The 25,687-nt window shown below is 66.2% G+C and carries 27 protein-coding genes and 1 tRNA gene; 18 read left to right on the top strand and 10 right to left on the bottom strand.

The annotated features are described in order from the left end of the window. The first annotated feature begins 55 nt into the window (after positions 1-55). From AUL30_RS15870 to AUL30_RS15860, 3 genes are read left to right on the top strand one after another with little or no spacing between them, the layout of a single operon-like run. The gene (locus AUL30_RS15870) at positions 56-1,837 is read left to right on the top strand and encodes an acyl-CoA dehydrogenase (protein ID WP_062228860.1); all 1,782 of its coding nucleotides are present in this window, start codon (positions 56-58) and stop codon (positions 1,835-1,837) included. A 14-nt stretch (positions 1,838-1,851) separates the two neighbouring features. Next, entirely contained in the window at positions 1,852-3,060 is a 1,209-nt protein-coding gene (locus AUL30_RS15865) for an acetyl-CoA C-acetyltransferase (RefSeq protein WP_062228924.1), read from the top strand. 15 nt (positions 3,061-3,075) lie between these two features. After that, positions 3,076-5,262, top strand: a complete 2,187-nt coding sequence (locus AUL30_RS15860; RefSeq protein WP_062228923.1) for an FAD-dependent oxidoreductase — start codon at positions 3,076-3,078, stop codon at positions 5,260-5,262. A gap of 15 nt (positions 5,263-5,277) precedes the next feature. On the opposite strand, the gene AUL30_RS15855 is transcribed toward AUL30_RS15860, so the two are convergent. Beyond that, a complete protein-coding gene (locus AUL30_RS15855) occupies positions 5,278-6,300 on the bottom strand; it encodes a YihY/virulence factor BrkB family protein (protein WP_244490863.1) in 1,023 nt (340 codons plus the stop codon). 245 nt (positions 6,301-6,545) lie between these two features. Between AUL30_RS15855 and AUL30_RS15850 the strand changes: the two genes are divergently transcribed. Both AUL30_RS15850 and AUL30_RS15845 read left to right on the top strand, forming a co-directional pair. Beyond that, a complete protein-coding gene (locus AUL30_RS15850; protein WP_062228859.1) occupies positions 6,546-7,163 on the top strand; it encodes a helix-turn-helix domain-containing protein in 618 nt (205 codons plus the stop codon). Between the two features lie 69 nt (positions 7,164-7,232). Next, positions 7,233-7,931 (top strand): thermonuclease family protein, encoded by a 699-nt coding sequence (locus AUL30_RS15845; protein WP_062228858.1) that lies wholly within the window; start codon positions 7,233-7,235, stop codon positions 7,929-7,931. Positions 7,932-7,938: 7 nt separating this feature from the next. Here the strand turns inward: AUL30_RS15845 and AUL30_RS15840 are convergent, their stop codons facing one another. The 5 genes from AUL30_RS15840 to AUL30_RS20215 form a co-directional block, all read right to left on the bottom strand. Then, positions 7,939-9,597: a lysine--tRNA ligase gene (locus AUL30_RS15840; RefSeq protein WP_062228857.1), complete on the bottom strand. Its 1,659-nt coding sequence runs from the start codon at positions 9,595-9,597 to the stop codon at positions 7,939-7,941. A 137-nt stretch (positions 9,598-9,734) separates the two neighbouring features. Continuing rightward, positions 9,735-10,607 (bottom strand): transporter substrate-binding domain-containing protein, encoded by an 873-nt coding sequence (locus AUL30_RS15835; protein WP_062228856.1) that lies wholly within the window; start codon positions 10,605-10,607, stop codon positions 9,735-9,737. Continuing rightward, positions 10,604-10,864 (bottom strand): DUF2188 domain-containing protein, encoded by a 261-nt coding sequence (locus tag AUL30_RS15830; protein WP_062228855.1) that lies wholly within the window; start codon positions 10,862-10,864, stop codon positions 10,604-10,606. The genes AUL30_RS15835 and AUL30_RS15830 overlap by 4 nt, the downstream gene beginning before the upstream one ends. Positions 10,865-10,914: 50 nt before the next feature. Beyond that, entirely contained in the window at positions 10,915-11,622 is a 708-nt protein-coding gene (locus AUL30_RS15825; protein WP_062228854.1) for a L,D-transpeptidase, read from the bottom strand. Positions 11,623-11,790: 168 nt separating this feature from the next. Further along, entirely contained in the window at positions 11,791-11,916 is a 126-nt protein-coding gene (locus AUL30_RS20215) for a hypothetical protein (protein ID WP_280137398.1), read from the bottom strand. A 125-nt stretch (positions 11,917-12,041) separates the two neighbouring features. Between AUL30_RS20215 and AUL30_RS15820 the strand changes: the two genes are divergently transcribed. From AUL30_RS15820 to AUL30_RS15815, 3 genes are all read left to right on the top strand, one after another. Then, complete coding sequence (locus tag AUL30_RS15820; protein WP_083507986.1) at positions 12,042-13,013, top strand: DMT family transporter; 972 nt, start codon at positions 12,042-12,044, stop codon at positions 13,011-13,013. Between the two features lie 172 nt (positions 13,014-13,185). Next, positions 13,186-13,338, top strand: a complete 153-nt coding sequence (locus tag AUL30_RS19840) for a hypothetical protein (protein ID WP_157070228.1) — start codon at positions 13,186-13,188, stop codon at positions 13,336-13,338. A gap of 197 nt (positions 13,339-13,535) precedes the next feature. Further along, positions 13,536-13,835: a hypothetical protein gene (locus tag AUL30_RS15815; RefSeq protein WP_157070227.1), complete on the top strand. Its 300-nt coding sequence runs from the start codon at positions 13,536-13,538 to the stop codon at positions 13,833-13,835. A 60-nt stretch (positions 13,836-13,895) separates the two neighbouring features. Here the strand turns inward: AUL30_RS15815 and AUL30_RS15810 are convergent, their stop codons facing one another. Then, complete coding sequence (locus AUL30_RS15810) at positions 13,896-14,246, bottom strand: ArsC family reductase (RefSeq protein ID WP_062228851.1); 351 nt, start codon at positions 14,244-14,246, stop codon at positions 13,896-13,898. A gap of 63 nt (positions 14,247-14,309) precedes the next feature. Between AUL30_RS15810 and AUL30_RS15805 the strand changes: the two genes are divergently transcribed. From AUL30_RS15805 to AUL30_RS15770, 8 genes are all read left to right on the top strand, one after another. Beyond that, positions 14,310-15,155: a DUF72 domain-containing protein gene (locus AUL30_RS15805; RefSeq protein WP_062228850.1), complete on the top strand. Its 846-nt coding sequence runs from the start codon at positions 14,310-14,312 to the stop codon at positions 15,153-15,155. Then, entirely contained in the window at positions 15,152-15,667 is a 516-nt protein-coding gene (locus AUL30_RS15800) for a YbaK/EbsC family protein (protein ID WP_062228849.1), read from the top strand. Before AUL30_RS15805 ends, AUL30_RS15800 begins: the two co-directional genes overlap by 4 nt. 76 nt (positions 15,668-15,743) lie before the next feature. After that, positions 15,744-16,025, top strand: a complete 282-nt coding sequence (locus AUL30_RS15795; protein ID WP_062228848.1) for an acyl carrier protein — start codon at positions 15,744-15,746, stop codon at positions 16,023-16,025. Between the two features lie 8 nt (positions 16,026-16,033). Continuing rightward, entirely contained in the window at positions 16,034-17,224 is a 1,191-nt protein-coding gene (locus tag AUL30_RS15790) for a beta-ketoacyl-ACP synthase (RefSeq protein ID WP_062228847.1), read from the top strand. A gap of 5 nt (positions 17,225-17,229) precedes the next feature. Continuing rightward, entirely contained in the window at positions 17,230-18,516 is a 1,287-nt protein-coding gene (locus AUL30_RS15785) for a beta-ketoacyl-ACP synthase (protein WP_062228846.1), read from the top strand. A 29-nt stretch (positions 18,517-18,545) separates the two neighbouring features. After that, positions 18,546-19,592 (top strand): zinc-binding dehydrogenase, encoded by a 1,047-nt coding sequence (locus tag AUL30_RS15780; protein WP_062228845.1) that lies wholly within the window; start codon positions 18,546-18,548, stop codon positions 19,590-19,592. After that, positions 19,589-20,509 (top strand): lipid A biosynthesis lauroyl acyltransferase, encoded by a 921-nt coding sequence (locus tag AUL30_RS15775; protein WP_062228844.1) that lies wholly within the window; start codon positions 19,589-19,591, stop codon positions 20,507-20,509. Before AUL30_RS15780 ends, AUL30_RS15775 begins: the two co-directional genes overlap by 4 nt. Before the next feature lie 131 nt (positions 20,510-20,640). Next, entirely contained in the window at positions 20,641-21,051 is a 411-nt protein-coding gene (locus AUL30_RS15770) for a response regulator (protein ID WP_062228843.1), read from the top strand. Between the two features lie 128 nt (positions 21,052-21,179). Here the strand turns inward: AUL30_RS15770 and AUL30_RS19975 are convergent, their stop codons facing one another. After that, the gene (locus tag AUL30_RS19975; RefSeq protein WP_192843079.1) at positions 21,180-21,329 is read right to left on the bottom strand and encodes an entericidin domain-containing protein; all 150 of its coding nucleotides are present in this window, start codon (positions 21,327-21,329) and stop codon (positions 21,180-21,182) included. 229 nt (positions 21,330-21,558) lie between these two features. Between AUL30_RS19975 and AUL30_RS15765 the strand changes: the two genes are divergently transcribed. After that, positions 21,559-22,536 carry a lysylphosphatidylglycerol synthase transmembrane domain-containing protein gene (locus AUL30_RS15765; RefSeq protein ID WP_062228842.1) on the top strand — a complete coding sequence of 326 codons (978 nt, stop codon included), beginning with the start codon at positions 21,559-21,561 and terminating at the stop codon, positions 22,534-22,536. Between the two features lie 13 nt (positions 22,537-22,549). Here AUL30_RS15765 and AUL30_RS15760 read toward each other — a convergent pair whose 3' ends face one another. Together AUL30_RS15760 and AUL30_RS15755 are read right to left on the bottom strand one after the other, a co-directional pair. Beyond that, positions 22,550-23,398 (bottom strand): DUF1194 domain-containing protein, encoded by an 849-nt coding sequence (locus AUL30_RS15760; RefSeq protein ID WP_062228841.1) that lies wholly within the window; start codon positions 23,396-23,398, stop codon positions 22,550-22,552. A gap of 86 nt (positions 23,399-23,484) precedes the next feature. After that, positions 23,485-24,921: an NAD-dependent succinate-semialdehyde dehydrogenase gene (locus AUL30_RS15755; protein ID WP_062228922.1), complete on the bottom strand. Its 1,437-nt coding sequence runs from the start codon at positions 24,919-24,921 to the stop codon at positions 23,485-23,487. Positions 24,922-25,142: 221 nt separating this feature from the next. Here AUL30_RS15755 and AUL30_RS15750 point away from each other — a divergent pair. Further along, positions 25,143-25,218, top strand: a tRNA-Lys gene (locus AUL30_RS15750). Positions 25,219-25,687 lie beyond the last annotated feature (469 nt).

Genomic DNA, 25,687 nt, shown 5'->3' with positions numbered 1-25,687 from the left:
TACAGCCGACCCATATTACGTTTACGAAAACGTCAATCGAGGAGGAGCTCGGCGCATGACTGTCTACATCCCGCCTGTCGCCGACACGCAGTTTGCGCTGGAGGCTGTCGCCGGTCTCTACCGGTATAGTGGCCATACCGGCTTCGAGGATGCGACGCCCGACATGGTGGCCGCGATCCTGACGGAGGCCGGGCGCTTCGCCGCCGATGTCTTCCACCCGTTGAACGCCATCGGCGATCGTACCGGCTGCACCCGGCATGGTGATGGCAGCGTGACGACACCGCCCGGCTTCCGGGAAGCCTATGCCCGCTTCTGTTCGGCGGGCTGGGGCGGCCTGTCGGCCGATCCGCAGTTCGGCGGCCAGGGTCTGCCCCATGTCCTGGCGGTGGCGGCCAACGAATACATGTCCTCCGCCAACATGGCCCTTGCCATGTATCCGGGCCTGACGGCCGGGGCCATCGCCGCCATCGAGACGCATGGCACCCCGCAGCAGAAGGCCAACTACCTCGCGCCCATGATCGCCGGAACTTGGACCGGCACCATGAATCTGACGGAGCCGCACTGCGGCACCGATCTCGGCCTGTTGCGCTGCCGCGCAACCCCGCACGCCGACGGCTCCCATGCCATTTCCGGGCAGAAGATCTTCATCTCCGCCGGAGAGCACGACCTGTCCGACAACATCCTCCACCTGGTGCTGGCGCGGATCGACGGGGCACCGGCGGGCGTGCGGGGCATATCGCTCTTCATCGTGCCCAAGCTCTATGCCGACGGCACGCGCAACGCACTGTCCTGTGGCGCCATCGAAGAGAAGATGGGCATTCACGGCAACGCGACCTGCGTGATGAACTATGACGGGGCCACCGGCTGGCTCCTGGGCGAAGCGCATCGCGGCCTGGCGGCCATGTTCACCATGATGAACGAGGCACGGCTCGGCGTCGGCGTACAGGGCCTCGCCGTGTCCGAGATCGCCTATCAGAACGCGGTCGCCTATGCGCGGGAGCGGCTGCAGGGCCGCAGCCTGCCGTCGCCGGCCTTCCCCGACCGCCCCGCCGATCCCATCATCGTGCATCCCGACATCCGCCGCATGCTCATGACCATGCGGGCGATCAACGAAGCCGGGCGCGCGCTCGTCCTCCATACGGCCCTCTCGGCCGACCTCGCCCGCCATGCGAAGGATGCGCAGGAGCGGGCAGAAGCGCTCGACCATCTCGGGCTGATGACGCCGGTCATCAAGGGCGTGCTGACCGATCTCGGCTTCGACAATGCCGTCATGGCGCAGCAGGTCCTAGGCGGTCATGGCTACATCGCCGAATGGGGCATGGAGCAATTCGTGCGCGATGCGCGGATCGCCCAGATCTACGAAGGCGCCAACGGCATCCAGGCGCTGGATCTGGTCGGTCGCAAACTCGGCCTTGATGGCGGGCGCGCCGTGTCCCGCTACTTCGCCAGCGTCGCGGCCTTCTGCGATGAACTGGCGGGCGACCCTGCCCTGTCAGCCATCGGCAAGGGGCTGGCGCGTGGCTTCCAGGATCTGCGTCAGGCCACCGCCTGGCTCGCCGCCAAGGGGGCGGAGGATCCGAACCATGGCGCGGCCGGCGCGAGCGACTACATGCATCTTTTCGGCCTGGTCGCGCTGGGCATGTCGTCGGCGCGCATGGCCGTGGCCGCGCAGGCCCGCCTTGCCGCGGGCGCGCCGCAGGACGCGGCCTTTCTGCAGGCCAAGCTTGCAACGGCCCGTTTCTTCATGGAACGGCTGATGCCGGAAACCGCCATGCGGCTCGGGCGCATCACCGCCGGGGCCGGCAGCATCATGGCGCTCGACGCCGACGCATTCTGATGGGAGGCACGAAGATGGCCGACGCATTCATCTACGATCATGTCCGCACCCCGCGCGGACGCGGCAAGAAGGACGGTGCTTTGCACGAAGTGCCGGCCGTCCGGCTGGGCGCCCGGGTGCTGGAGGCGCTGCGTGACAGGAATGCCCTCGATACGGCCCGGATCGACGACATCATCTTCGGCTGCGTCGACCCGGTCGGGGAAGCGGGCGCCGTCATCCCCAAGGCTTCCGCCTTCGAAGCGGGGTTCGACAACCGCGCACCCGGCATGCAGATCTCGCGCTTCTGCGCGTCGGGCCTCGACGCCGTCAATCTGGCGGCGGCCAAGGTCGCGCAAGGGGCGGACGAGCTCGTCGTGGCCGGCGGGGTGGAAAGCATGTCGCGCGTCGGCATGGGCATGTCGGGCGGCGCCTGGTTCATGGATCCCTCGGTCGGCATCCCGTCCTACTTCATGCCGCAGGGCGTGTCCGCCGATCTCATCGCCACCAAATACGGCTTCACCCGGGACGATGTGGACGCCTATGCCGTGGAAAGCCAGCGTCGCGCGCATCGGGCCTGGACGGAAGGCCGTTTTCAACGCTCGGTCGTTCCCGTGCGGGACCAGAACGGTCTCGTCATCCTGGACCGGGACGAACACATGCGGCCGGGAACCGACATGCAGGCGCTGGGGAGCCTGAACCCGTCCTTTGCGCCCGTCGCGGCCATGGGCGGCTACGATGCCGTCGCCATCCAGGCGCATCCGGAGATCGAAAGCATCGATCACGTCCACCATGCCGGCAATTCCTCCGGCATCGTCGACGGCGCGGCCGCCGTCCTTGTCGGCTCCCGGCAGGCCGGCACATCCATGGGCCTGGCCCCGCGGGCGCGCATCCGCGCCTTCGCCAATATCGGATCGGACCCGGCCCTGATGCTGACGGGCCCGGTGGATGTGACCCACAAGCTCCTGGAGCGGGCGGGCATGTCGCTCGCCGATATCGACCTGTTCGAGCTGAACGAAGCCTTCGCCGCCGTCGTCCTGCGCTACCTCCAGGCCTTCGACATCGACCCCGAGCGCATGAACCCGAATGGCGGCGCCATCGCCATGGGCCATCCGCTGGGCGCGACGGGCGCCATGATCCTGGGGACGGCCCTGGACGAACTGGAGCGGCAGGGCAAACAGACCGCCCTCGTCACCCTCTGCATCGGTGCCGGAATGGGCACGGCCACGATCATCGAACGCGTCTGACGGGAGTTCATGAATATGGATCTGCGCAATTTCGACCTGACGACCGATGCCGATGGTATAGCCACCCTGACCTGGGACATGCCCGACCGATCCATGAACGTCTTCACCGAAGCGGTGATGGACGAGATCGAAACCGTGCTCGACGCCGTAACCGCCAATGCAACGATCAAGGGCGTCGTCTTCACCTCGGGCAAGGCGGGCAGCTTCACGGGCGGCGCGGACCTCAAGATGCTCGGCCGTATGCTGGAAGCGCATGATGCGCTCAAGCGCGACGACCCGGAGGCGGCGGCGCAGGCCCTGTTCGAACAATGCGGTCGAATGGGCGCCTTGTGGCGGCGGATCGAGACCTGCGGCAAACCCTTCGTGGCGGCGATCAACGGAACCTGTATGGGCGGCGGTTTCGAACTGGCCCTCGCCTGCCATGGCCGGATCGCCACGCCCAATGCGGTGATGGGCCTGCCGGAGGTGAAGGTCGGCATCTTCCCCGGGGCCGGCGGCACCCAGCGCATCGCCCGCATGCTGGACACGCAATCCGCCCTGCAAATGCTTCTGAAGGGCGAAACGATGCGCGCGGACAAGGCGCTGTCGCGCAAGCTCATCGATGCCTGTGTCGAGCCCGCCGCGCTCCTGGATGCTGCCAAGGCGATGATCGCGGCGGGCCTGCCGGCCATCAAGCCGTGGGACGAAAAGGGTTACAAACTGCCCTCGGGCCCCGTCTATTCCGCAGCCGGCGCGCAGCTCTGGCCGGCCGTATCCTCGCTCTATCGCAAGGAAACCTTCGACAACTATCCTGGTGCCCGCGCCATCGTGAAATGCGTCTATGAGGGGCTGCTCCTGCCGATCGATCAGGCGCTTCGGGTCGAGCAGCGTTACTTCGCCTCCGTCCTGCGCACCACGCAGGCCGCCATGATGATCCGCTCCCTCTTCGTCTCCATGCAGGAACTTTCGAAGGGCGCCAAACGGCCGCGCTCCGTCGCGGAGGCAACGCCGCGTCGCGTCGCCGTCATCGGTGCGGGCTTCATGGGCGCCGGCATCGCCCATGTCGCCGCCGCGGCCGGAATGGAAGTCGTGCTGATAGACCGGGACATGCCCGCCGCGCAGAAGGGCAAGGACCATTCCGCCACCCTCCTGGCCGCGCAGGTCGAAAAAGGTCGCATGGCGCGCGACAAGGCCGACGCGCAGCTCGCCCGTATCACCCCTGCCGACGACATGGCGGCGCTCGCCGCCGCCGATCTGGTGATCGAAGCGGTCTTCGAAGACCGGGGCGTCAAGGCGGATGTCATTTCCCGCGCCGCCGCCGCCATGAAGCCGGATGCGATCTTCGCGTCCAACACCTCGACCCTGCCCATCACGGGCCTTGCGGAGAGCTTTCCCGACGCGGCCCGCTTCGTTGGCATCCACTTCTTCTCCCCCGTGGACAAGATGATGCTGGTCGAGGTGATCCGGGGCGCGCAAACGGGCGAAACGGCGGTCGCGACCGCGCTGGATTTTGTGCGCGCCATTCGCAAGACCCCGATCGTCGTCAACGATACGCGCGGCTTCTTTGCCAATCGCTGCGTCCTGGCCTACATGTCCGAAGCCTACGACATGCTGATCGAGGGCATTCCCGCACCCATGATCGAGAATGCCGCACGCATGGCCGGCATGCCGGTCGGCCCCCTCGCCCTCAATGACGAGGTCGCGATCGATCTATCGGCCCGCATCCTGAAGGCGGCGATGGCCGATCTCGGGCCAGGCGCGGTCGACCAGGGCCATTACGCGCTCGTCAGCGCACTGGTGGCGGACGGTCGGCTCGGCCGCAAGGCCGGCAAGGGCTTCTACGACTACCCGGCCAAGCCGGCGCGCAAACATCTGTGGCCGGGGCTGAAGGCGATGTTCCAGCAGAAGGACCCCGACACGATCGACGTGACCGAGCTGCAGCAGCGTTTCCTGGCCATAATGGCGCTGGAAGCGGCCCGCACCATGGCGGAAGGTGTCGTCACCGACCCGCGTGAGGCCGATGTCGGCTCCATACTGGGTTTCGGCTATGCGCCCTACACGGGCGGGGCGATCTCCTACATCGACGGGATGGGGGTCGATCGCTTCGTCGCGCTGTGCGAGCGTCTTGCCGCCAGCCACGGGCCCCGCTTTGCGCCCACCCCCCAGTTGCGGGATATGGCGGCCGCCGGCGAAACCTTCTACGCGCGCTTTGCGCCCGCCTGACGGGCGGGCGTCGCGTCACCGCTGCTTGCTGCGGAACCAGCCGAAGAGGCCCGGTTTTTCCACGGGGGGCGGCCTGTCGCCGCCGGCGCGGGCGCCGATCGTATCGGCGACGCGCGCACCCCGCAGGCCGAGCGGCGTATCGCCGCTCACCGTCGTGTCCACCGCCGTCTGATGCTCCATCTCGGCGTTGATCTCCGCTCCCAGGATGAAGATGACGGACGAGATCCACACCCACATCATGAAGCCGATGATCGCGCTGAGAGAGCCGTACATCGCGCCGTAATTAGCGAAGTTGGTCAGGTACCAGGAAAAGCCGAGCGTCGCGGCCATCCAGACCGATGCGGTGACGGCGGCCCCGAACAGGACCCACGCCCATCGCGCCCGGGCGCGGCTTGGCCCGTAGCGGTAGATCAGGCCGATCGACATAACCACCAGCCCGAAGATGATCGGCCAGCGGCCGATGAAGACCAGATCGTCGGTCAGGCTCGACGCGCCGATCAGCCCCATGATCACGGGAACGAGGCCGATGCCGATGAAAAGGACGCTGATGATGAAGATCGCCCCGAGCGTGAAGCACAGCGCAACGAGATTGAGCTTGATGAAGCTGCGCTCTTCCTGCTCTCCATAGGCGACGTTCATGGCTTCGAAGAGCGTCTTGATGCCGTTATTGGCGCTCCACAGGGCAAAGAGCAAGCTCGTCACGAATCCGACCGAGAGCGATGACCGGTTCTGGCTGACGAGATATTCGAGCTGGGCATTGACCAGTTCGAGCCCGGCTTGCGGCAGGAAACGCGCCAGAAATACGATATGGCCGGCAATCGTCGCCGGATCGGCCATCAGCCCGTAAAAGTACACGAACACGGCGAGCGCCGGGAACAGGGCGAGCAACAGGTAGAAGGTCGCCCCGGCGGCGATGAGCATGATCCGGTCTTCGAAGAAGGACACCCACAGCCGCGCCGCAATGTCCTTCCACCCTTTGAAGGGAATGCCGAACGGGCCCGTCGCGCTGCGGCCCCGCCCGGGCTCGCTTGCGCGCATCTTCGTTTCCTCGGTCGTATGCGGCGCAAAACGCAAGCTCTTCACAACCATCCTATGGCCCCCTCGCCGGGAACCATCCGGCCGCCGCACCCGTTCCCCGCTGCATCATCGCGCCCCAACAACCGGGTCGCAACCCAAATGCCGTTTTTGGAACAAAGTTCCGCACCGCTTTGCATGTGCCTCATAAGTTGCGTATTGCAATTACTAGATGAGATTTGGTGCCGTATACGGGAGTCGTCCGGCGCATGTTGTCAAACGAGGACTGGTGGCTGGCGCTCGATCGTCTCGCCCATGCACATGGGCTGACGGCGTCGGCCCTGGCGCGGCAGGCGGGGCTTGACGCGACCTCGTTCAACCGGTCGAAGCGGCGTGCGCCGGATGGTCGGCCGCGCTGGCCATCGACGGAATCGATCTCCAAGGTTCTCGCCGCCACCGGCACCTCGATCGAGGATTTCATCGCCGGTGCCGGTCGGCCCCAGCGGCTGGAACTGCCGCTGCACAGTCTCGACGATATCCGCCAGCAGAGCAGGCTTGACACGGCGGGTGCTGCACGCGCCGATCAGACCGTATCCATTCCGGGAGCCGGCGATACTCCGGGCGCCTTCGCGCTCAAAGTGGAGGCAGGGTCCGTTCTCGCCCCGGCCTATGGCCCCGGCACCACACTCCTGCTCGTTCCCGTCAGCGACCCCAAGCCGCCCCGACGGGTCCTCGTCCTTCTGTCATCGGGCGATCTTCTGGCCGGCACGCTTGCCCGCGCCCTGCCGGGCCGGGTCGAAATCAAGCCATTCGGCAGCGACGCGCCTTTGCGCTTCACCCGAAATGCCATCCGCAGCATGGCGGCGATAGAATGGGCGAGCCAATAGGCTTCGGGCTTTCCAAAGGCGCATGCGGCAATATCTTACCCCCCGGGGAATGACAGCCGGGACGCGCCAATGAAGATCGTCATGCGGAACCTGAAGATCGCAGGCGCGCTTCTGGCCGCCATGCTCCTGGTTCTCCTGATCGTGCCCGATCCCGCCACCTTTCCGTCCTGGCCGCAGGAGCGCACGCAGCGCGCCCGGATCGTGGCGGAAGCGCCGCCCGCACCGCCGCAGTCCGATCCCGGCGGGTCAGGCCTGGCCCGTCGCGTGGTGGAGCCCTCCCCCGCGCCGACACCTGTTCCGGTGTCGCCTGCGCCCTCCGGCGGATCGCAAGCGGTGCAGAGCCCGCCCGCAGGCCCGGCGCAAGACACCGCGGCAGACAATGACGGCCGGACCTTCCTGCGCCCGGTGGCTGCCACGGCGACGAGCTTCGAGGCCGAGGGCATGACCGTCCGCCTGCGCGGATTGCAGCCGATCGGCGCGCAGGCGCGCTGCGCAAGCGGGGGCGCAACCGTGCCCTGCGGCGCGCAGGCGCGGACGGCCCTGCGCGGATGGCTGCGCGGACGCAGCATCCGGTGCGACGTTCCGCCGGAAAGTTCCGCCGGCCAGACGCTCGACGCGCGCTGCACCCTGGGCGGCGAGGATGTCGCCGCATGGCTGGTGCGTCAGGGCTGGGCCAAGCCGCAGCCGGGAAGCCCCTACCAGGCGGAGGCGGAAGCCGCGCAGCGTGCGCAACGCGGCCTCTGGCGCCTGGGCGAGGCTACCGACTGAACGGTCGTCAGGCGATTGTGCCATCCAGCGCAGCCGCGATCAGCGCCCGCGTCTCGGCAATGCCGTAGAGCGCCACGAAGGACCCGAAGCGCGGGCCGCGCTCCTGCCCCAGAAGGATTTGGTACAGCGCCTGGAACCACTCGACAGAGACGCCCGGGCCACCATCGGGCCCAGTCTTGCGCGGATCCTGATACCGGGCCAGGGGCCGGGCGACATCCAGGACAGCATCCTGGATGTCAGCGGCATCGGCGCCGGCCGGCAGTTCGGCAAGCCGTTTGTCGAGCGCCTTCAAAGCCTCACGTTCCTCGGGGTCCGGCGCCCGGAACGTCTTGGCCGGGCGGACGAAATCCTCAAAATAGGCGAGCGCATAGCCGACCAGTTCGTCCAGCTCCGGCGCCGTCTGCGGCGTCACGCCCGGCGCATAGCGGGAGATGAAGCCCCACAGCGTCTGCTTGTCGCCGGCATTCGATGCGGAGACGAGGTTGAGGAGCATGGCGAAGGGAACGTCGATCCCCTTGCCCGGCACATCGCCCTTGTGGATATGCCAGACCGGGTTCTGCAGCTGCTGCTTCAGATCCTGCCGGCCATAGGCGTCGACGAAGGCGTAGTAATCGTCCACGGCCTTGGGAATGACGTCGAAATGCAGCTTCTTGGCAGCACGCGGCTTGTTGAACATGTAGAAGGACAAGCTGCGCGGCGAGGCATAGGTGAGCCACTGGTCGATGGTCAGGCCGTTGCCCTTGGACTTGGAGATCTTGCCGCCGTTCTCGTCCAGGAAGAGTTCGTAGTTGAACCCGTCGGGCGGGGTCTCGCCCAGCGCCGCGCAGATCCTTGAGGACAGGGTGACGCTGTCGATCAGGTCCTTGCCGGCCATCTCGTAATCGACCTTCAGGGCCGCCCAGCGCAGCGCCCAGTCCGCCTTCCACTGGCACTTGACCGCGCCGCCCGTCACGCTCGTTTCCACGCGCTCGCCCGTATCGGGATCGATATAGGCCACCATCCCGCGTGCCACGTCGCGCTCCACCATGGGCACCTGCAGAACGTTGCCGGTCCGCGGGCTGATGGGCAGGAAGGGCGAATAGGTGGCGCGCCGGTCGGGCCCGAGGGTGGGCAGGATGATCTCCATCACCGCGTCATAGGCGGCGAGCATGCGCAGGAGCATCGCGTCGAAGCGGCCGGACGTATAGTAATCGGTGGCGGAGGCGAACTCGTATTCGAAGCCGAAGCGGTCCAGAAATGCCCGTAAACGGGCATTGTTGGCTGCGGCGAAGGACGGATAGGCGTCGGTGAACGGGTCGGGCACCCGGCTGAGTGGCTTGCCGATGTAGCCGGCCAGAACCTCGCGGTTGGGCACGTTGTCCGGCACCTTGCGCAAGCCGTCCATATCGTCCGAAAAGCAGATCAGGCGCGTGGGCACCTTGCCTTCCGTCAGCACCTCGAAGGCGTGGCGCACCATGGAGGTGCGGGCGACTTCCCCGAAGGTGCCGATATGCGGCAGGCCGGATGGCCCGTAGCCCGTCTCGAACAGGATCTCGCCCTTGAAGCCGGGTGCCTGCGTCCGCGCCAGCAGTTTTCGCGCTTCCTCAAAGGGCCAGGCGTTGGACGCCAACCCCGCATCGCGAAGTTCGTGAACTGCCGTTTGGGTCGCATGCCGCTCGTCGGCCATATCCTGCTCTTTCCTGGGTGTTTGCGTAACGCCGGCCTGCGGCCGGGCAAGCGCACCATGGGGGCCAGGCCCAGCCGGTGCCGCGCGCCCCGTCCTCTAGTGTATTTTGCCGGATCGTGAAAGCGCGAAGGCTTGCGTCAGAAGGCGCTGACGGGGAAGAAGCGCAGCATGATTTCGGAAAAGCGGCCATCGGCGACCACGCGGCGCAGCGCCTCGTCGAAGCGCGCCGCCAGCGCGGCGTTCTGCGGCAGCACCGCAAAGGCCAGCCCCTCGCCCAGATAGCGGTCCGACAGATAGGGGCCACCGGCAAAGGCGCAGCAGCCCTGCGCCGCTTCGCTCGCCAGCCAGAAGGACAGGCCGACGCCATCGCCGAAGACCGCCTCCACGCCGTCGGCGCGCAATGCCGCAAGGGCGGCGTCGCGGTCCGGGAAGGCCACGGCCTGACCCTGCGGGAAGAAGGCCTTGAACATCGCCTCATGCGCCGTGCCGGCCACGACGCCCACGCGCCGTCCGTCAAGGCCGGACGGCAGCGCCTGCGCAAAGCCCGCATCCTTCAGCGTGACGAAGCGCGCCGGGAAGTGAAGATAGGTCCGCGTGAAGGCCAGCTTGCCGCGTTGCTCGGCATCGATGGCAAGGCCGGCGATGATCGCATCGCCCTCCCCCGCCATGAGTGCCGGCACGAGCGCGTCGAAGGGGCGCGCCTCCACCTGGCAGATCTCGCTCAGCTCCATCGTGTCGCACACAGCGCGCGCCAGTTCGACGTTGAAGCCGGTCACCAGCCCACGCTGGTCCAGAAAGCTGAAGGGCGGAAAGTCGACGCTGGTCAGGAAGCGGATACGCGCCGGGCCGGGAGGGCCCGACACGGCGTTGCTGCTGCGCTGCTTCTGATCGATGAAGTTGGGCGTCGTGACGTCGCTGCCAACGGGCTCCTGCGCATGAGCGATGCCGCCGATGCACAGGAACGCCGCAAGCAGGCAGGCGAGGATGGACGCCCGAGGCATGGTGCTCATTGTCCGGACGGAACGTCCGTGTCGTCCACATCGGCATGCGGGCGGTCGTCTCCGCGCGCCACTTCCCGGTGCCATTTTCCGTCGGCCGTCTGGAAGACGATGCCTTCCGTTTCCCCGCCCAGCTCCTGGCGGGCGGCAGCGTCACGGGCGGCGGCGAGCGCGTCGTCGTGGGTCGCAAACGTCTCGGAATAGACGTCGTCGACCTTGTAGGCCCAACCACCGTCGTGCTCGACGATCCTGTAATGTATCTCGCTCACCGCGCTTCTCCTCTCGCGTTCAAGGCGCGCCGGCCAATCGCCGGCCCTCCTCAAACCGCGGCGGGGGCCGGCATGTTCCCGGAGCGGTCGGCCGAGCCGACGGGCAGGACGATGACACGGGCACCGGTCGGCACCCGGCCATAAAGGTCCATGATATCCTGATTGAAGAGCCGGATACAGCCGCTCGACACAGAGCGTCCGATGCTCCACGCCTCGTTCGTGCCGTGGATGCGGTACAGCGTGTCGACCCCGTTGCGATAGAGATACAGAGCCCGTGCGCCGAGGGGGTTTTCCGGGCCGCCCGGCACGCCGCCGGCGAAGGGGCCGTTGCGCTCCGGATCCAGGCGGATCATGTTCGGCGTCGGTGTCCAGCGCGGCCACTGGGCCTTGCGCTGGATCGTGGCATCGCCCTGGAAGCCGAAGCCCGCGCGGCCGACACCGCAGCCGTAGCGTACGGCCTGCCCGCCTTCCAGAACGTAGTAGACGAAGCGCCGCTCCGGATCGACAACCACCGTGCCCGGCCCCTCCGGGCCCTGATAGTCGATCACCCGGCGCCAATATTGCGGGTCGACGACCGTCAGATCGATGGCCGGCACGGCATGCTCGCCATCCTGCATGGCGGCATACATGGCAAGATACTGCGCCGGGATGGCCGGTCGTGCCGGCTGCACGGGAGCCTGTTGCGCGCCCGTGACGCAGCCGGTCAGGACGAGCGGCGCGCCGATCAGGAAACCACGGCGGCTGAGATGATGAGACATTCTAACCCTTGGATTTATTTGGCAATCTCGAATCTGGAGCGCCGCGGTTGACAAGGCAACGTGCCGCTTTCAAGGCGGAATGCAGGTTGCACACACCCCGTTGCACGCAAGCAACAGTTTTGCCCAGAAGGCATTGACGATTGGGTCTCTAACGACTTGGGACCGCGATCACATCTGCGTCAGGAACAGCCAGACGTAATAGATCAGCGCGGAAATCATCAGGAGGCAGGCCACGCCGAAGATCCAGAACCCCGCAAAAGCGAAGATGCGTCCGTGCCTGTCACGCCTGTTCATGCCACCTCCAGAACGATGCAGGAGTGGAACAGGGCTCCGTCGCCTCCGGTTCCGGGGAAAGGGACGGTGCCAGAGCCGAACCGATCTGATATCGCGGTAGGCCGTTCAGACCCCGGGTTCCGATCATGCCGCATACAGACTCCCCCGCACCACTCGCACCACATGGCCGCGCTGCCTTCGGCATCGTGCTCATGCTCGTCGGCGTCTTCATGTTCGCGTCCAACGACGCGCTCGGCAAGTTCCTGATCGCCACCTACTCGATCGGCCAGATCCTTCTGATCCGCAGTTTCGCCGCGCTGGCGATCCTGTCGCCCTTCATATGGCGTGAACGGCGTTCCGTGCTGAAGCCCGCGCGCCGGCATATCCACATCATGCGGGCGGTCTGCTCCACGGCCGAGGTGGCGCTCTTCTACGGTGCGCTCTTCTATCTGCCGCTCGCCGACGTGATGACATTCTACTTGGCCGGCCCCATCTACGTGACGGCCCTTTCCGCGCTGATCCTGAAGGAACAGGTCGGCTGGCGGCGCTGGTCGGCGGTCCTCGTCGGCTTTCTCGGTGTTCTCATCGCCCTCGGACCGACCTTCAACCAGGCCTCCCTCGGCGCGATCATCGCCGTCGCCGGCAGTTTCACCTACGCGCTTCTGATGATCTCGACACGTTTCCTGTCCCATGAAAGCGGCACGACGCTCATCACCTGGCAGACGGTCGCAGCGCTCATCTTCGGCCTCGTCACGGCGCCGTTCGACTGGACACCGGTCGATCTGCCGGGGTTTGCGGCGCTGGCTCTTCTGGGCGTGATCGCCATGCTGGCGCATGTCTGCGTGAACCAGTCGCTCCGCGTCGCGGAAGCGTCGGTCGTCGTCCCCTACCAGTACACGCTGATCGTCTGGGCCATCGTCTACGGCGTCCTCTTCTTCGGTGACGAGCCGCGTCTGTCGCTTCTGGCCGGCGCGGCGCTGATCGTCGGATCGGGGCTGTTCATCTTCCTGCGCGAGCAGCGCAAGGGGCGCGCAACCGCATCCATCGCACCGGAACTCGCCACCGTCATCGAGGAGCCGCAGCGCCACGAAACCGCCCCGGATCGGCCGCAATCGTAAAGGCTGCGAACGTCCACCCCTCACCGTGTCAATGCCCTGCAAAGCCGGGTGTTCCGGGTCCGTTCACGTGAGTCGCAATTGCAACGCCCTCATCCGAATTGAGGCAGGCCTATGGCAAAATTATCCACAGGCTCTACCCTGGTTATCCACATGCGAATCGGGGGATTCTCACATGCCGCTTACCGTCATCCTGGCCGATTATCTTGCCGGCATCATCTCGGCGCGCGAGGCGCTGAAGCGGTCCAAGATGCAGGCCATCGAAGATCTCGTGCGCGCGGTCCATACGGAGCCTCCGCGGCGGCAATTGCCCGAAACGCGCGTCTGACCGAACCAGCACCGGATCGGATCTTCCCCCTGACCGGTCAAGCGCCGGCGCCGCCACGGCTGCCGCGATCCATCATCAAATCGTCATTGAATGATCACGCCGAGCGCCCTTTGCCGCCACACGAAGCCGTGAGCCTCGTGTGCGTCGCAGTGCCGGACGGGTGCTGCGGCATGAAAACGCGAAACGGAGCTATGCCAGTGAAGCGTCTCATTCTTGCCGGGGCCCTCGGGGCCGCCATCACCCTTCCCGCACTCGCACAGGACGCGGCAACCGCGCCGCAGGCTGCCACACCGACATGCGCGCAGGCCCTGCCGCAGATCGACGACCTCGTCGGACAGGCCGAATCCAGCGGCCTGCAGACGGCGGATGCCAAGACCCATGTCGGCGAAGCTCAGGCAGCGCAAAGCCGAAACGACGAGGAAGGCTGCATCCGCGCGCTCGTCCTGGCCCAGAATACGATCCTGGATCAGGTGCGCGACCAGCAGCCCCCGTCCTGATCACGCGCCCAGACCCCATCATCGTCCGATGATGAACGGGCCCGCCGGTTGCGGGCCCGTTCAGCCGAACAGGGCCGCATAGCGCTCTGGGGAAAAACCGGGGACGGGAACGCCGTCAGCCTTCGTCAGGATGGGTCGCTTGATCATCGCGGGCTGCGCCTGCATGAGCGCAAGAGCGCGCCCGGCGTCGATATCCGTCCTGTCCGCCTCCGGCAGTTTGCGGAACGTCGTCCCGGCACGGTTCAGAACGGTTTCCCAGCCGAGTCGGGCCACCCACTGCCCCAACGCTTCGGCCGGGACCCCGTCCACCCTGTAATCATGGAAGCGATAGGCGACGCCATGGTCGTCGAGCCAGGCCCTGGCCTTCTTCATCGTGTCGCAGTTCTTGATTCCGTAAAGGGTAACGGTCACTGTCTCACTCCATAATCGCGGCCGGCCTGCCCGGGCCTGCCGTCCCGTACCGGTGAAACGTCAATGCCAAATCCCGTCAAGTCCAGCCAACCCATCCATGTCGGCGTCGGCGGCTGGACCTACGCCCCTTGGCGGGGCCCATTCTACGACAAGGGCGTCAAGCATGCGGACGAACTCGCCTTCATGAGCCGCCGCCTGGGCGTGGTGGAGGTGAACGGCACCTTCTATCGCAGCCAGACGCCCGCCACCTTTCGCAAATGGCATGACGAGACGCCCGACCACTTCCTTTTCGCGCTGAAGGCTCCGCGCTTTACGACAAACCGCAAGAACCTCGCCGAAGCGGGGGACTCGATCGACCGCTTCGTCGCCAGCGGCATCGCGGAGCTGGGCGACAAGCTCGGCCCGATCAACTGGCAACTTGCCCCCACCAAGCGCTTCCAGCCCGAAGAATTCGAGTCATTCCTGTCGCTCCTGCCCGACAAGGCCGGCGGCATCGGCCTGAAGCATGCCGTAGAGGCGCGGCACGAAAGCTTTCTCGATGACGCGGTCGCGCAGATCGCCCGCCGCCATGGCGTCGCCATCGTGCTCGCGGCCGATTCAGACTATCCGCGGATCGATGTCGCAACGGCGCCCTTCGCCTATCTGCGCATCATGGGCACTACTGAGTCAGAGGCCGACGGCTACGCCCCATCCGCCATGGATGGCTGGGCAAGCGCTGCGCGCGACATGGCCGCCGGACACAAGAACGCCAGCATCGCATCCGCCGCCTCCGGCCCGCGCGAGGTCTTCCTCTTCGTCATATCGGGCTTCAAGGAGCGCAATCCACAGGCCGCGCTCGGCATTGCCGGCAGGCTCGATTCATCGTCACGGCCCGGCCGGCATCCGAAGAAAGGGACAGAAAGGCCATGAGTCTGGAGACAGCCCGCGCGTTCCTGGCACGGCACGCGCCGGATATTAAGATCATCGAACTCAGCGTCAGCACCGCCACGGTGGCCGAGGCCGCGGCCGGGCACGGGGTGGAGCCCGGTCAGATCGCCAAGACGCTGTCCTTGCGCGTGGGTGAGGACGTCATTCTCGTGGTGGCGGCGGGCGATGCGCGGCTCGACAACCGCAAGATCAAGGAGCGGTTCGGCGCAAAGCCGCGCATGCTCGATGCACAAGAGGTCGAGGCACGGATCGGCCATCCGGTCGGTGGCGTCTGCCCGTTCGGCGTGCCGGACGACGTGGCGCTCTATTGCGATGTCAGCCTGAAGGCCTATCCGATGGTGGTCCCCGCCGCCGGCTCACGCAACAGTGCGGTCCACATCGCGCCGGAACGCCTGGCCGCGATCTGCGGCGCGGAATGGATCGATATCTGCAAGACGACCGAGCCGGCGCAAGCCCCGGCCACAAATCCGCACCAGCGGGCCTATATTGCCTGAGGCGGGATTTTAACCTTTCACGGCGACTTGAAAGGTTTTAGAGCACGCCAAACGATAGCTATCAGGAGACGAACCCTTGTCCAATACGTTCGACCGGGTTGCCGACATCATCGCCGATACGAGCGAGATCGACCGCGCAACGATAACCCCCGAAAGCCACACGATCGACGATCTCGGCATCGACTCGCTCGACTTCCTGGACGTGGTCTTCGCCATCGACAAGGAATTCGGGATCAAAATCCCGCTCGAGAAGTGGACGCAGCAGGTCAATGACGGCGAAGTGGACACGGAAGAGTATTTCGTCATGAAGAACCTCTGCGCGAAGATCGACGAATTGCGCGCCGCAAAGGCGGCCTGACCGTCACCATGGCCACGCACCCCGTCGTCGTCACCGGCATTGGCCTCGTCTCCTCCCTCGGAGAGGGCGTGGATGCCCATCTGCAGCGCCTGACCGCAGCGGCGGGGTACCAGCCTGTCATCGATGACACGCGCTTCGCACCTGCCCTCGTCCATCCGCTCGCGGCCATCGACTGGTCGCGTCAGATCGAGCGCAAGGGCGATCTGCGCCAGATGGAAACGTGGCAGCGGCTCGGGACCTATGCGGCTGGGCTCGCGCTCGACGATGCCGACATACCCAAGGACGAGGCCTTCCGCGCAAACCTCGACATGATCGTGGCGGCCGGCGGCGGCGAGCGGGACGAAACCGTGGACGCGCTGATCATGGCACGCGCCCGTGGCATGGCCGACCCGCGCGAGCAGATCAACGAACTCCTGATGAGCGAGTTGCGGCCGACCCTCTTCCTAGCGCAGCTTTCCAACCTTCTGGCCGGCAATATCTCGATCGTCCACAAGGTGACGCGCTCGTCCCGCACCTTCATGGGAGAGGAAAGCGCCGGCATTTCCGCCGTCCAGGTCGCGGCGGCGCGCATTGCCAGCGGTCAGAGCCGGATCTGCCTGGTCGGCGGCGCCTTCTCGGCCGAGCGTAAGGATATCCTCGTCAACTACGCGCTGGGCGGCTATCTGCAGCCCGATCCCTGGCGGCCCGTCTTTTCGCGCGGGGCGGAGGGCGGCTTTGCACCCGGTTCCATGGGCGCCTTCCTGATCCTGGAATCGCTGGAATCGGCCCAGGAGCGCAATGTGCCCGCCTATGCGCGCCTGCGTTTCGTGGCCGGCGACCGCGGCCAGCGGGACCCGCAGGCATTGGCGGCGCGCCTGGAACGGCTGATCATCGACAGCGGCGCCGACGGGCGGGATCTTCTCGTCCTGTCCGGCGCGACCGGTCTTGCCCCGGCCACCACCGTCGAGCGGGACGTCATCGGCGCCCGCTTTCCACAGGCTGCCCTGCGCGCCTATGGCGATGCCATCGGCCACGGCATGGAAGCACAGTTCAGCGCGGGCCTTGCTCTGGCGGCGGCCTCCCTGTCGCGCGGCGTGGTGCCAGTATCGGCCAGCGGTGGCGAGGAGCCCGTGGTGGACTTCACCCCGCGCAGCGCCCTGGTGACGACCGTCGGCCATGTGCGCGGCGAGGGCGTCGGCCTTCTCGAATCGATAGGATGACAGCCATGAGCGATAAGGACACGGATGCGCTCGGCCGCCCCATCGTGGCCATCACGGGAATGGGCGTCGTCACGTCTCTCGGGCGCGGCGTCGCTGAAAACTGGGCCGCACTGACCGCCGGCCGTTCGGGCATTCACCGCATCACCCGCTTCCCGACCGGCAACCTGCGCACGACCATTGCCGGCACCGTGGATTTCATGGATGTCGAACCCTGGAGCGGGATCGACCTGTCCTACGCGCTGGCCGAGGCTGCCGGCACGGAGGCGATCGAAGGCGCCGGGCTGACGCCGGGCCGCTTCGACGCCCCGCTTTTCCTGGCCGCGCCGCCGATCGAACTCGAATGGTCGCAGCGGCTCTATCTGGACAGCCTGCCCGATGAGGTCCTGGAAGAAGCCGGTTACGACCGGCTCATGCGGATCGCCGCGCATCGACGCGAGCCGTCCATCTACGATCTCACCCTGTTCGGCGGCATTTCGGAACGCCTCGCCGACAGGCTCGGGACACGCGGCCTGCCAGTCACCCTGTCCACGGCCTGCGCCTCGGGCGCCACGGCGATCCAGCTCGGCATCGAAGCCATCCGGCGGGGCGAGACGGAGCGTGCCTTGACCATCGGCACCGATGGATCGGTCGGCGCCGAAGCACTCGTCCGCTTTTCGCTCCTGTCGGCGCTCAGCACGGCGAACGACGCGCCGGAAAAGGCGTCGCGGCCCTTCTCGAAGGATCGGGGCGGCTTCGTCATGGCCGAGGGTGCCGGCGCGCTGGTCCTGGAATCCCTGTCCTCGGCCCGCGCGCGCGGGGCAGAGGTGCTCGGCGTCATGCTGGGCCATGGCGAGTCCGCGGACGATTTCCACCGCACGCGCTCCAAGCCCGACGCCTCCCCCATCGTCGCGACCATCCAGCGCGCCCTGGCCGATGCGGGCCTGACGCCGGAGGGGATCGATTATATCAACGCCCATGGCACCTCCACGCCGGAAAACGACCGTATGGAATATACGGGCATGTCCAAGGTCTTCGGCGACGCTCTCAACGCCACGCCCATTTCGTCGAACAAATCGATGATCGGCCACACGCTCACGGCAGCCGGCGCCATCGAGGCGGTCTTCTCTCTTCTTACGCTGCGCGAAGGGGTGTTGCCGCCGACGATCAACTACGACACGCCGGACCCTGCCATTCCGCTCGACGTCGTTCCCAATACGGCGCGGACGGCATCCGTCACCACGGCGCTGTCGAACTCCTTCGGCTTCGGCGGCCAGAATGCCAGCCTCGTCATCGGGCGGGAACCGCGCGCCTGACGCCCTCATCTTTCTGGGAAAACCTGCCCATGCATGCTTTGCAACTCGTCGCGGATCGCGAACTGAAGCGCGTCGAGATCGCGCCGCCGCCGCCCCCCGGCCCGGGTGAGGTCACGGTGGCCGTTCGCGTGGTGGCGCTCAACCATATCGACGTCTGGGGATGGCGCGGCATGGCCTTCGCCAAGCGCAAGCTGCCGCTCACCATCGGGGCCGAGGCGTCGGGTGTCGTGGCACGGCTGGGCGAAGGCACGTCCGGCCTCGTGCCGGGGCAGCTCGTCTCGATCTACGGTGCGCGCACCTGTGGCCTGTGCCGCCCCTGCCGCGAAGGCCGGGACAATCTCTGCGAGCATGTGTCGGGCGTTCACGGCTTCCACCTGGATGGCTTCGCACAGCAGTTCATCAACCTGCCGGCCCGCCTTCTGGTGCCCGCGCCGATCGGCTGCGACGAAGTCGGCGCGGCCCTGGCACCGGTCACCTTCGGAACGGTCGAGCACATGCTCTTCGACAATGCCCGCCTGTCGCCGGGTGAAACCATCCTCGTCCATGCGGGCGGTTCGGGCATCGGCACCGCGGCCATCCAGCTCGCCAAACGCCATGGTGCCACTGTCATCACCACTGTCGGCTCCGACGACAAGATCGACAAGGCGCGGGCGCTCGGGGCCGACCATGTCATCAATTATCGCCAGGACCGCTTCGAAGGCGTCGTGCGCAAGCTCACGCGCAAGCGCGGCGTGGACGTCGTCTTCGAGCATGTGGGCGCCGATACGTGGGCGGGCTCGATGCTGTGCATGAAGCGCGGCGGCCGGCTGGTCACCTGCGGCTCGACATCGGGCGTTTCGACGCAGATGAACCTGATGCAGCTCTTCCAGCAGCAATTGAAGCTGTTCGGTTCCTTCGGCTGCCGCATGAGCAACATGGCCGACGCCATGCGCAAGATGGCGGAAGGCCTCGTCCAGCCCGTGGTGGACACCGAGGTCCAGCTCAACGACATCGCCCCCGCTCTGGCGCGCATGGAAGGGCGTCAGGTCTTCGGCAAGATCATCCTGCGGATGCCGGAGGAGAGCCTTCCGCAATGAGCGCGACGCTCCGACGGCTCGGTGCGCGCCTTCGCCTTGCGCGGGATTTCGTGCTGGCGCAACTCGTCTTCGGCCTGCTCGCCCTTCTCAAACGGCTTCCGGCACGGCGCGCCCTGGACTTTGCCGATTGGCTCGCCCGCACTGTCGGCCCGCTGACGCCCCGCCATCGCGTGGCGGTCGATAATCTGCGCCACGCCTATCCCGGCATGAGCGCCGCGGAAATACAAAGGATCGCGCGGGCCAATTGGGGCCAGATGGGCCGCGTGGCGGCTGAATACGTCTTCCTCGATCAGATCTTCGACTATGTGCCCTACCGCCCGGAGGGCGAAGGCAATATCGATGTGGACGGGATCGCCCTGTTCGAGGATCTGCGCGCGCGCCAGGGTCCCTTCATTTTCTTCACGGCGCATATCGGCTGCTTCGAGCTTCTGCCGGTCTGCGCGGCAGCCTTCGATCTGGAGGTAACGGCCCTTTTCCGGCAGCCGAACAACCCATTCATCGCCCGCCGCGTTCTCGATGCGCGCCGCACGGATGGCGGCCATCTCGTCCCGTCCAAGGCGGGCGCGGCCCGCAATCTGGCCGCGCGGCTGGAGGAAGGCCGGGCCGTCGGCATGCTTGTCGACCAGAAGTTCCGCAAGGGCGAGCCGACCCTCTTCTTCGGCCGTCCCTGCCGGACCAACCCCCTCGTGCCGAAGCTTGCCCGCCAATATGGCGCCGAAGTCTATCCGGTGCGCTGCATAAGGCTGCCAAACGGACGCTACCGGCTCGAACTGGAGCCGAGGCTGGATCTGCCCCGCACCGTAGACGGGGATATCGACATCACCGCCAGCGCGCAGGTCCTGAACGATATCGTCGAGCGTTGGGTACGTGAGACGCCCGAGCAGTGGATGTGGTTTCACCGCCGCTGGCAGGTCTGAGCCGCGTTAAGACTTCATAGACCAGAAATGGAAACAATTCGTCGCACCGGCAACCGTCCGGCGAAAATGCCGTTGTGCTTGTGCGAAGGCGGTCCGGCAATGGCGCCGAATCGGAACAGGAGCCTGGTGCGATGCGTATCCTGATACTGGAAGACGACGCCCTGATCGCCATGGACATCGAAGATATCGTCGCGACCAACACGGGTGCGGAGATCGTCGTTGCGAACACCGTCGAGCGCGCCATGACGTTGCTGCGCTCGGGTGTCGATTTTGCACTTCTGGATCTGCATCTTGGCCATGGGGGGCAGACATCCCTGCCTGTCGCCGGGCAACTCGTGACCCGCGGCATCCCCTTCTGTTTCGTGACGGCCAGTCTGGCGGACATACCGGCCGCCTTCGAGCAGGTGCCGGCCGTCATGAAGCCGTTCCGACCGCTCGAAATCGAACGCGCACTACCCTCCGGCCAGCGCCGCAATACGCTGCCCCGGTACGCAAGACCTGAAACCGGGGCGCGGGCTTTTGCCCCGCGTCATCAGGCATAAGGGCAATTCATTACCGTTCGACTAATCAGTGGCTTGCAGCACGACGAAGCGCCGCCCGGTCAACGGACGGCGCTTATCGTTCTGATGGTCGGCATGATGGGCCGCCCCTCTGGGACGGCCCGATCCCGTTAGCGGGATGCGACGTCGTTGACGGCGCCTTCGGTCGCCGAGACCGTGTTGCCGACATCCCGGCCGACGCCGCGGACGGTGTTGGCACAGGCGGACAGGGCCATGACGGCGGCCAGGCTGAAAGCGATTGCGGCAGTGCGGCGGTGCATCCCGATACTCCAGTTAGGACAATCCCTGCGACATAAATGTGCCCTGTGGCAAGTTGTTCCATGCTCGGCGAATTATTCCTCAGAAATCGCCATGGAACCGCCGCCTACGCGGTCAAATCTGTGCGCGCGGCCTTCACGCCAGGGATTGTGGAGTCTATGGAGTGAATGCATCCGCCCGGCGGGGCCGCAAGCTCCTCCCATCGGCCGTGCCGGGCAGCAGGGAGTGGGCATGAGGCTGAAGGAATATATCTGGCCGGTCATCGGCCTTGGTGCGGTTCTGTTTTCCGGCTGGCTTCTCTACCACGAGGTGCGCGGTCTTTCGCTGGACGACATTCTGACGAGCTTCCAGGCCATCTCGGGCGTTCAATGGGCGCTCGCCTCTGGCGCAGCGATCGCCGCCTACGGCCTTCTGGCCCTGTATGACCAGCTCGCCCTGCGCCATCTGAACAAGAACATCTCCTTCCCCTTCGTCCTTGCCACCTCCTTCACAACCTACGCTCTGTCACACAATATCGGTGCCTCGGTCTTCTCGGGGGCGGTGGTGCGGTATCGCGCCTATACGTCGAAGGGACTGTCGGTTTCCAACGTCGCGCTGCTGATCGCCTTCTGCTCCTTCACCTTCGCGCTGGGCGTGGTCATCGTCACCGCCGTCTCGCTGCTTCTCTACCCGGAAGCCATACGCGGCTACTACGATGTCGGCACGACGCTGCCGCGCGTCGTGGCGGGGATCATGTTGGGCCTCGTCGCCCTTTATGTGATCGGAAGCATTGCCGGTTTCCGGCCCTTGCGCATCCGCTCCTTCGAGCTGCGCTATCCGGCGCGCGACGTGGTCCTGCGGCAGCTCATCATCGCGCCGTCGGAAATCGTCGCAGCGGCCGCCATCATCTATTTCGCGCTGCCGCCCGAGCACCATCCCGGCTTCATGATGGTCGTGGCGATTTTCGTGATCTCCTTCTCGCTGGCCCTCCTGTCGCATGCGCCGGGTGGGCTGGGCGTGCTGGAGGTCGCCTTCCTGGCCGGGTTGAAGGGCATGGCGGAAACGGACGTACTGGCAGCGCTGCTCGCCTTCCGCATCCTCTACCTTCTGATCCCCTTCGCGATCGCCATCGTCATTGTCCTCGGTTTCGAACAGCGCTCCATGTGGAAGCGTCGCCGCGCCCCTGCGCAGACCGTTCCGCAGCCCCTGCCCCCCAAGCCTGAGGCCTGAGCGCGGCAGCCCGCTAGTTCGGGACGTCCCAGCCGCGCTGCCGCTCCTGCCACATGCGCTCGCCGATCAGGCAATCCGCAGGCGTGTCGGCCGCGGCGGGAAGCACCGTGGCTTCGTCCGGCCCGGGTGGTGCTGCCGGCCATGTCCCGGCCAGTTCCATCATGAGCTTGCGCTGCACGGCCATCGGGAACTGGCTCCACTCTGCCACGGGAAGCACGAAAGACCCCGGCCCGCCGGTGACGCACTGCGCGTAGTAGCGGTCGAGATCCGGGATCGTCCCCCAGGACTGCCAGCTTCCGCCATCCGTCATCAAGGGCAGCCCGTTGATGACCAGGCCCTGCGCAACCGCATCATCCCGGGCCTGCGAAACGGGGCGACCCTGATTGTTCGGCCCGTCGCCCGAAACGTCGATGACCTGCCGCAGGCCGCGGTAGCCATTAGCGTCGAACAGCGTCGCGGAATAGTCGATGGCGGCGGAAATGGACGTCCGGCGCGCGCGCATCGGCTCTTCGGCACCGAGGCGATAGGCGAAGGCATCGGCCGCCGCACGCGTGTCGATGAGCGTCCAGGGAATGACGATGGCCTGGGTCCCGTCCCCGGCCCACTCCACATAGGTGACGGCGACACGGCCGAGCGCACCGTTCCGGATCGCGGCCTGGACCTCGGGGCTGCGGAACGCGGCGCTGTATCCCTCGCGCTGGATGCGCTGCTCGGCCAGATCCATGGACCATGATACATCCACCGCCAGCACCAGTTCGACATCCACCTCTAGATCGTCGGCCCGGGCAGGCGTCTGGGCAGGGGCACCGGCGAGCGTCAGCCCCAGACTAATTGCCGAAAGAAGGGCGTGTGCGCTCCGCATCGGGCAGCGTCCCGCCAATCCGGCGCGGGTTCAACTCACGAGCCCGTGATGGATGGCGGCGGGCCTGTCCACCCGCCGCCACTTTGTCAGTACAGGGCGTTGTGCGTCACGAACTTGGTAACGAGGTAGGCGTCCATCGATTCCGACCCGCCTTCCGAGCCGTATCCCGAATCCTTCACGCCGCCGAAGGGCGTTTCCGGCAGGGCCAAGCCCAGATGGTTGATCGTGAGCATACCGGCTTCGACCGCGTCCGACAGGGTTTCCACATTGCGCGCGGAGCGCGTGAAGGCATAGGAGGCGAGCCCGAAGGGCAGGCGGTTCGCTTCCAGCACCACCTCGTCGATCGCCCGGAAGGGCATCATCAGCGCCACCGGTCCGAACGGCTCCTCGTTCATGATGCGCATGGACGGGGTGACGTCCTTCACGACCGACGGCCTGTAGAAGGAACCCGAATTGCCGATCCGCTCGCCGCCCAGTGCCAGTTCGGCCCCGTCGCGCACCGCGTCGGCGATCAGCCCGTCCACCGCCTGCAGGCGCTTCTCGTTGACGAGCGGTCCCATGCCGACACCCTCGTCCAGCCCGTTCCCGACCTTGATCCGGCCGGCCTGTTCCACGAAGCTTTTCACGAAGCGATCATAGATCCCCTCCTGAACCAGGAAGCGCGTCGGCGACACGCAGACCTGCCCCGCATTGCGGAACTTGGAGCCGACCAGCGTCGCGGCGGCGCCATCCACATCGACATCGTCGAACACCATGACGGGCGCGTGGCCGCCGAGCTCCATCGTGGCCCGCTTCATGTGCTGTCCGGCGAGCGCCGCCAGATGCTTGCCCACCGGAACCGATCCCGTGAAGGAAACCTTGCGGATGACGGGGTGCGGCACAAGATGGCCGGAAATCTCGGCCGGATCGCCATAGACCAGTTGCACGACACCCTCGGGCAGGCCGGCATCCACGATGGCGCGGATCAATGCGGCCGGGCTGGCGGGCGTTTCCTCCGTCGCCTTGACGATGATGCTGCAGCCGGCCGCAAGCGCCGGGGCGACCTTCTTGACGACCTGGCTGACCGGAAAGTTCCAGGGCGTGAAGGCGGCCACCGGCCCGACCGGCTCGCGCGTCACCGCCTGGCGCACGCCATCGGCGCGCGGCGGGATCAGGCGCCCATAGATGCGCCGCGCCTCCTCGGCCGACCACTCCAGCACGTCGGCACAGGACAGCGTCTCCACCCGCGCCTCGGCCAAGGGCTTGCCCTGCTCCATCGTCAGCGTGCGGGCGATGTCGTCGGCACGCTCCCGCACGATCTCCGCGGCCCGGCGCAACAGGCGCGCACGTTCCACCACGGGCGTGCGACGCCAGGTCGCAAAGCCGGCCTGGGCGCTGTCGAGCGCACGATCGAGGTCGTCCACCGTCGCGCGGGAAACGGTGCCGATCTGTTCCCCGGTGGCCGGGTTCTGAACCTCGATCACCTGCTGCTGCGACCCGTCGACCCAGGAACCGGCAATCAGAAGCTGCGTATGCGAAACCATTTCAGATAACTCCTGCTCGGCCGCGAAGCCCGCCATCCTGGCGCAGTTGCGGCGTTGCACAATATAGGCCCTCCGCCCACGCCCTCACACCCCTGCCCCGTCCCGGCGCCCTGTCCGGAAGTTTTTGACGAAAAGCCAAGAGAATCTCTGGACAAGCCCAATGCCACCCACTAGAAACCCGCTCGTGGACGCGGCCAGTGTCCACGGCGCCAAACGCGCTCGGGTGATTAGCTCAGTTGGTAGAGCAGCTGACTCTTAATCAGCGGGTCGTAGGTTCGATCCCTACATCACCCACCAATTTCCTGAATAATATCGGTACCTTAAGCGCCTACTGCGAATTCTGTGCGAGGGCGTGCGAGGCGTGCGAGGTTTTGCCTCGCACGCCGATGATTTCTCATCGCCCGGGATGTTCCGGGTTGTTCATCATTTCAAACCGCTGCGCCAGGACGGCAACGCAACGGCCCAGATAAATGATGGCAGACGCCAATCGTCGCTTCGGCTTTTGTAGCAGAAGAAGCGAGTACTCCCCGCTCGGACGGCCGGCTCCGCGCCGTTTGGTGACCGCGCAGCACGTAAGCTCGGCAGCGTCATCATTAAACGCCGAAAGCCAATGCGAAGTGCTCCAACGCAGGGCGCGCGGCAGGCTCAGCGGCAAACCGTTGAATCATACGGTTCTGAATGCCGCTTTTGGTGCTTGACGAGAGACCGTCTGCCGAGTTGCAACCTTTCAATTGCCGACCGTAAGCGTTTCAGATTGCACCCAAAG

Origin of the sequence: Aureimonas frigidaquae (assembly GCF_001463905.1) — a bacterium.
Lineage (GTDB): Bacteria > Pseudomonadota > Alphaproteobacteria > Rhizobiales > Rhizobiaceae > Aureimonas > Aureimonas frigidaquae.
Note: the sequence above shows the minus strand (reverse complement) of the source record. Positions and strands in the feature narration are given on the sequence as shown.

What these genes read in the sequence shown, in the direction of transcription:
- AUL30_RS15835 (WP_062228856.1), bottom strand. Translation starts at nt 10,607, where the DNA reads ATGAGCACCATGCCTCGGGCGTCCATCCTCGCCTGCCTGCTTGCGGCG.
- AUL30_RS15865 (WP_062228924.1), top strand. Translation starts at nt 1,852, where the DNA reads ATGGCCGACGCATTCATCTACGATCATGTCCGCACCCCGCGCGGACGC.
- AUL30_RS15855 (WP_244490863.1), bottom strand. Translation starts at nt 6,300, where the DNA reads ATGCGCGCAAGCGAGCCCGGGCGGGGCCGCAGCGCGACGGGCCCGTTC.
- AUL30_RS15790 (WP_062228847.1), top strand. Translation starts at nt 16,034, where the DNA reads ATGGCCACGCACCCCGTCGTCGTCACCGGCATTGGCCTCGTCTCCTCC.
- AUL30_RS15840 (WP_062228857.1), bottom strand. Translation starts at nt 9,597, where the DNA reads ATGGCCGACGAGCGGCATGCGACCCAAACGGCAGTTCACGAACTTCGC.
- AUL30_RS19840 (WP_157070228.1), top strand. Translation starts at nt 13,186, where the DNA reads ATGCCGCTTACCGTCATCCTGGCCGATTATCTTGCCGGCATCATCTCG.
- AUL30_RS15785 (WP_062228846.1), top strand. Translation starts at nt 17,230, where the DNA reads ATGAGCGATAAGGACACGGATGCGCTCGGCCGCCCCATCGTGGCCATC.
- AUL30_RS15760 (WP_062228841.1), bottom strand. Translation starts at nt 23,398, where the DNA reads ATGCGGAGCGCACACGCCCTTCTTTCGGCAATTAGTCTGGGGCTGACG.
- AUL30_RS20215 (WP_280137398.1), bottom strand. Translation starts at nt 11,916, where the DNA reads ATGAACAGGCGTGACAGGCACGGACGCATCTTCGCTTTTGCGGGGTTC.
- AUL30_RS15860 (WP_062228923.1), top strand. Translation starts at nt 3,076, where the DNA reads ATGGATCTGCGCAATTTCGACCTGACGACCGATGCCGATGGTATAGCC.
- AUL30_RS15825 (WP_062228854.1), bottom strand. Translation starts at nt 11,622, where the DNA reads ATGTCTCATCATCTCAGCCGCCGTGGTTTCCTGATCGGCGCGCCGCTC.
- AUL30_RS15775 (WP_062228844.1), top strand. Translation starts at nt 19,589, where the DNA reads ATGAGCGCGACGCTCCGACGGCTCGGTGCGCGCCTTCGCCTTGCGCGG.
- AUL30_RS15850 (WP_062228859.1), top strand. Translation starts at nt 6,546, where the DNA reads ATGTTGTCAAACGAGGACTGGTGGCTGGCGCTCGATCGTCTCGCCCAT.
- AUL30_RS19975 (WP_192843079.1), bottom strand. Translation starts at nt 21,329, where the DNA reads ATGCACCGCCGCACTGCCGCAATCGCTTTCAGCCTGGCCGCCGTCATG.
- AUL30_RS15805 (WP_062228850.1), top strand. Translation starts at nt 14,310, where the DNA reads ATGCCAAATCCCGTCAAGTCCAGCCAACCCATCCATGTCGGCGTCGGC.
- AUL30_RS15820 (WP_083507986.1), top strand. Translation starts at nt 12,042, where the DNA reads ATGCCGCATACAGACTCCCCCGCACCACTCGCACCACATGGCCGCGCT.
- AUL30_RS15780 (WP_062228845.1), top strand. Translation starts at nt 18,546, where the DNA reads ATGCATGCTTTGCAACTCGTCGCGGATCGCGAACTGAAGCGCGTCGAG.
- AUL30_RS15770 (WP_062228843.1), top strand. Translation starts at nt 20,641, where the DNA reads ATGCGTATCCTGATACTGGAAGACGACGCCCTGATCGCCATGGACATC.
- AUL30_RS15755 (WP_062228922.1), bottom strand. Translation starts at nt 24,921, where the DNA reads ATGGTTTCGCATACGCAGCTTCTGATTGCCGGTTCCTGGGTCGACGGG.
- AUL30_RS15765 (WP_062228842.1), top strand. Translation starts at nt 21,559, where the DNA reads ATGAGGCTGAAGGAATATATCTGGCCGGTCATCGGCCTTGGTGCGGTT.
- AUL30_RS15800 (WP_062228849.1), top strand. Translation starts at nt 15,152, where the DNA reads ATGAGTCTGGAGACAGCCCGCGCGTTCCTGGCACGGCACGCGCCGGAT.
- AUL30_RS15870 (WP_062228860.1), top strand. Translation starts at nt 56, where the DNA reads ATGACTGTCTACATCCCGCCTGTCGCCGACACGCAGTTTGCGCTGGAG.
- AUL30_RS15845 (WP_062228858.1), top strand. Translation starts at nt 7,233, where the DNA reads ATGAAGATCGTCATGCGGAACCTGAAGATCGCAGGCGCGCTTCTGGCC.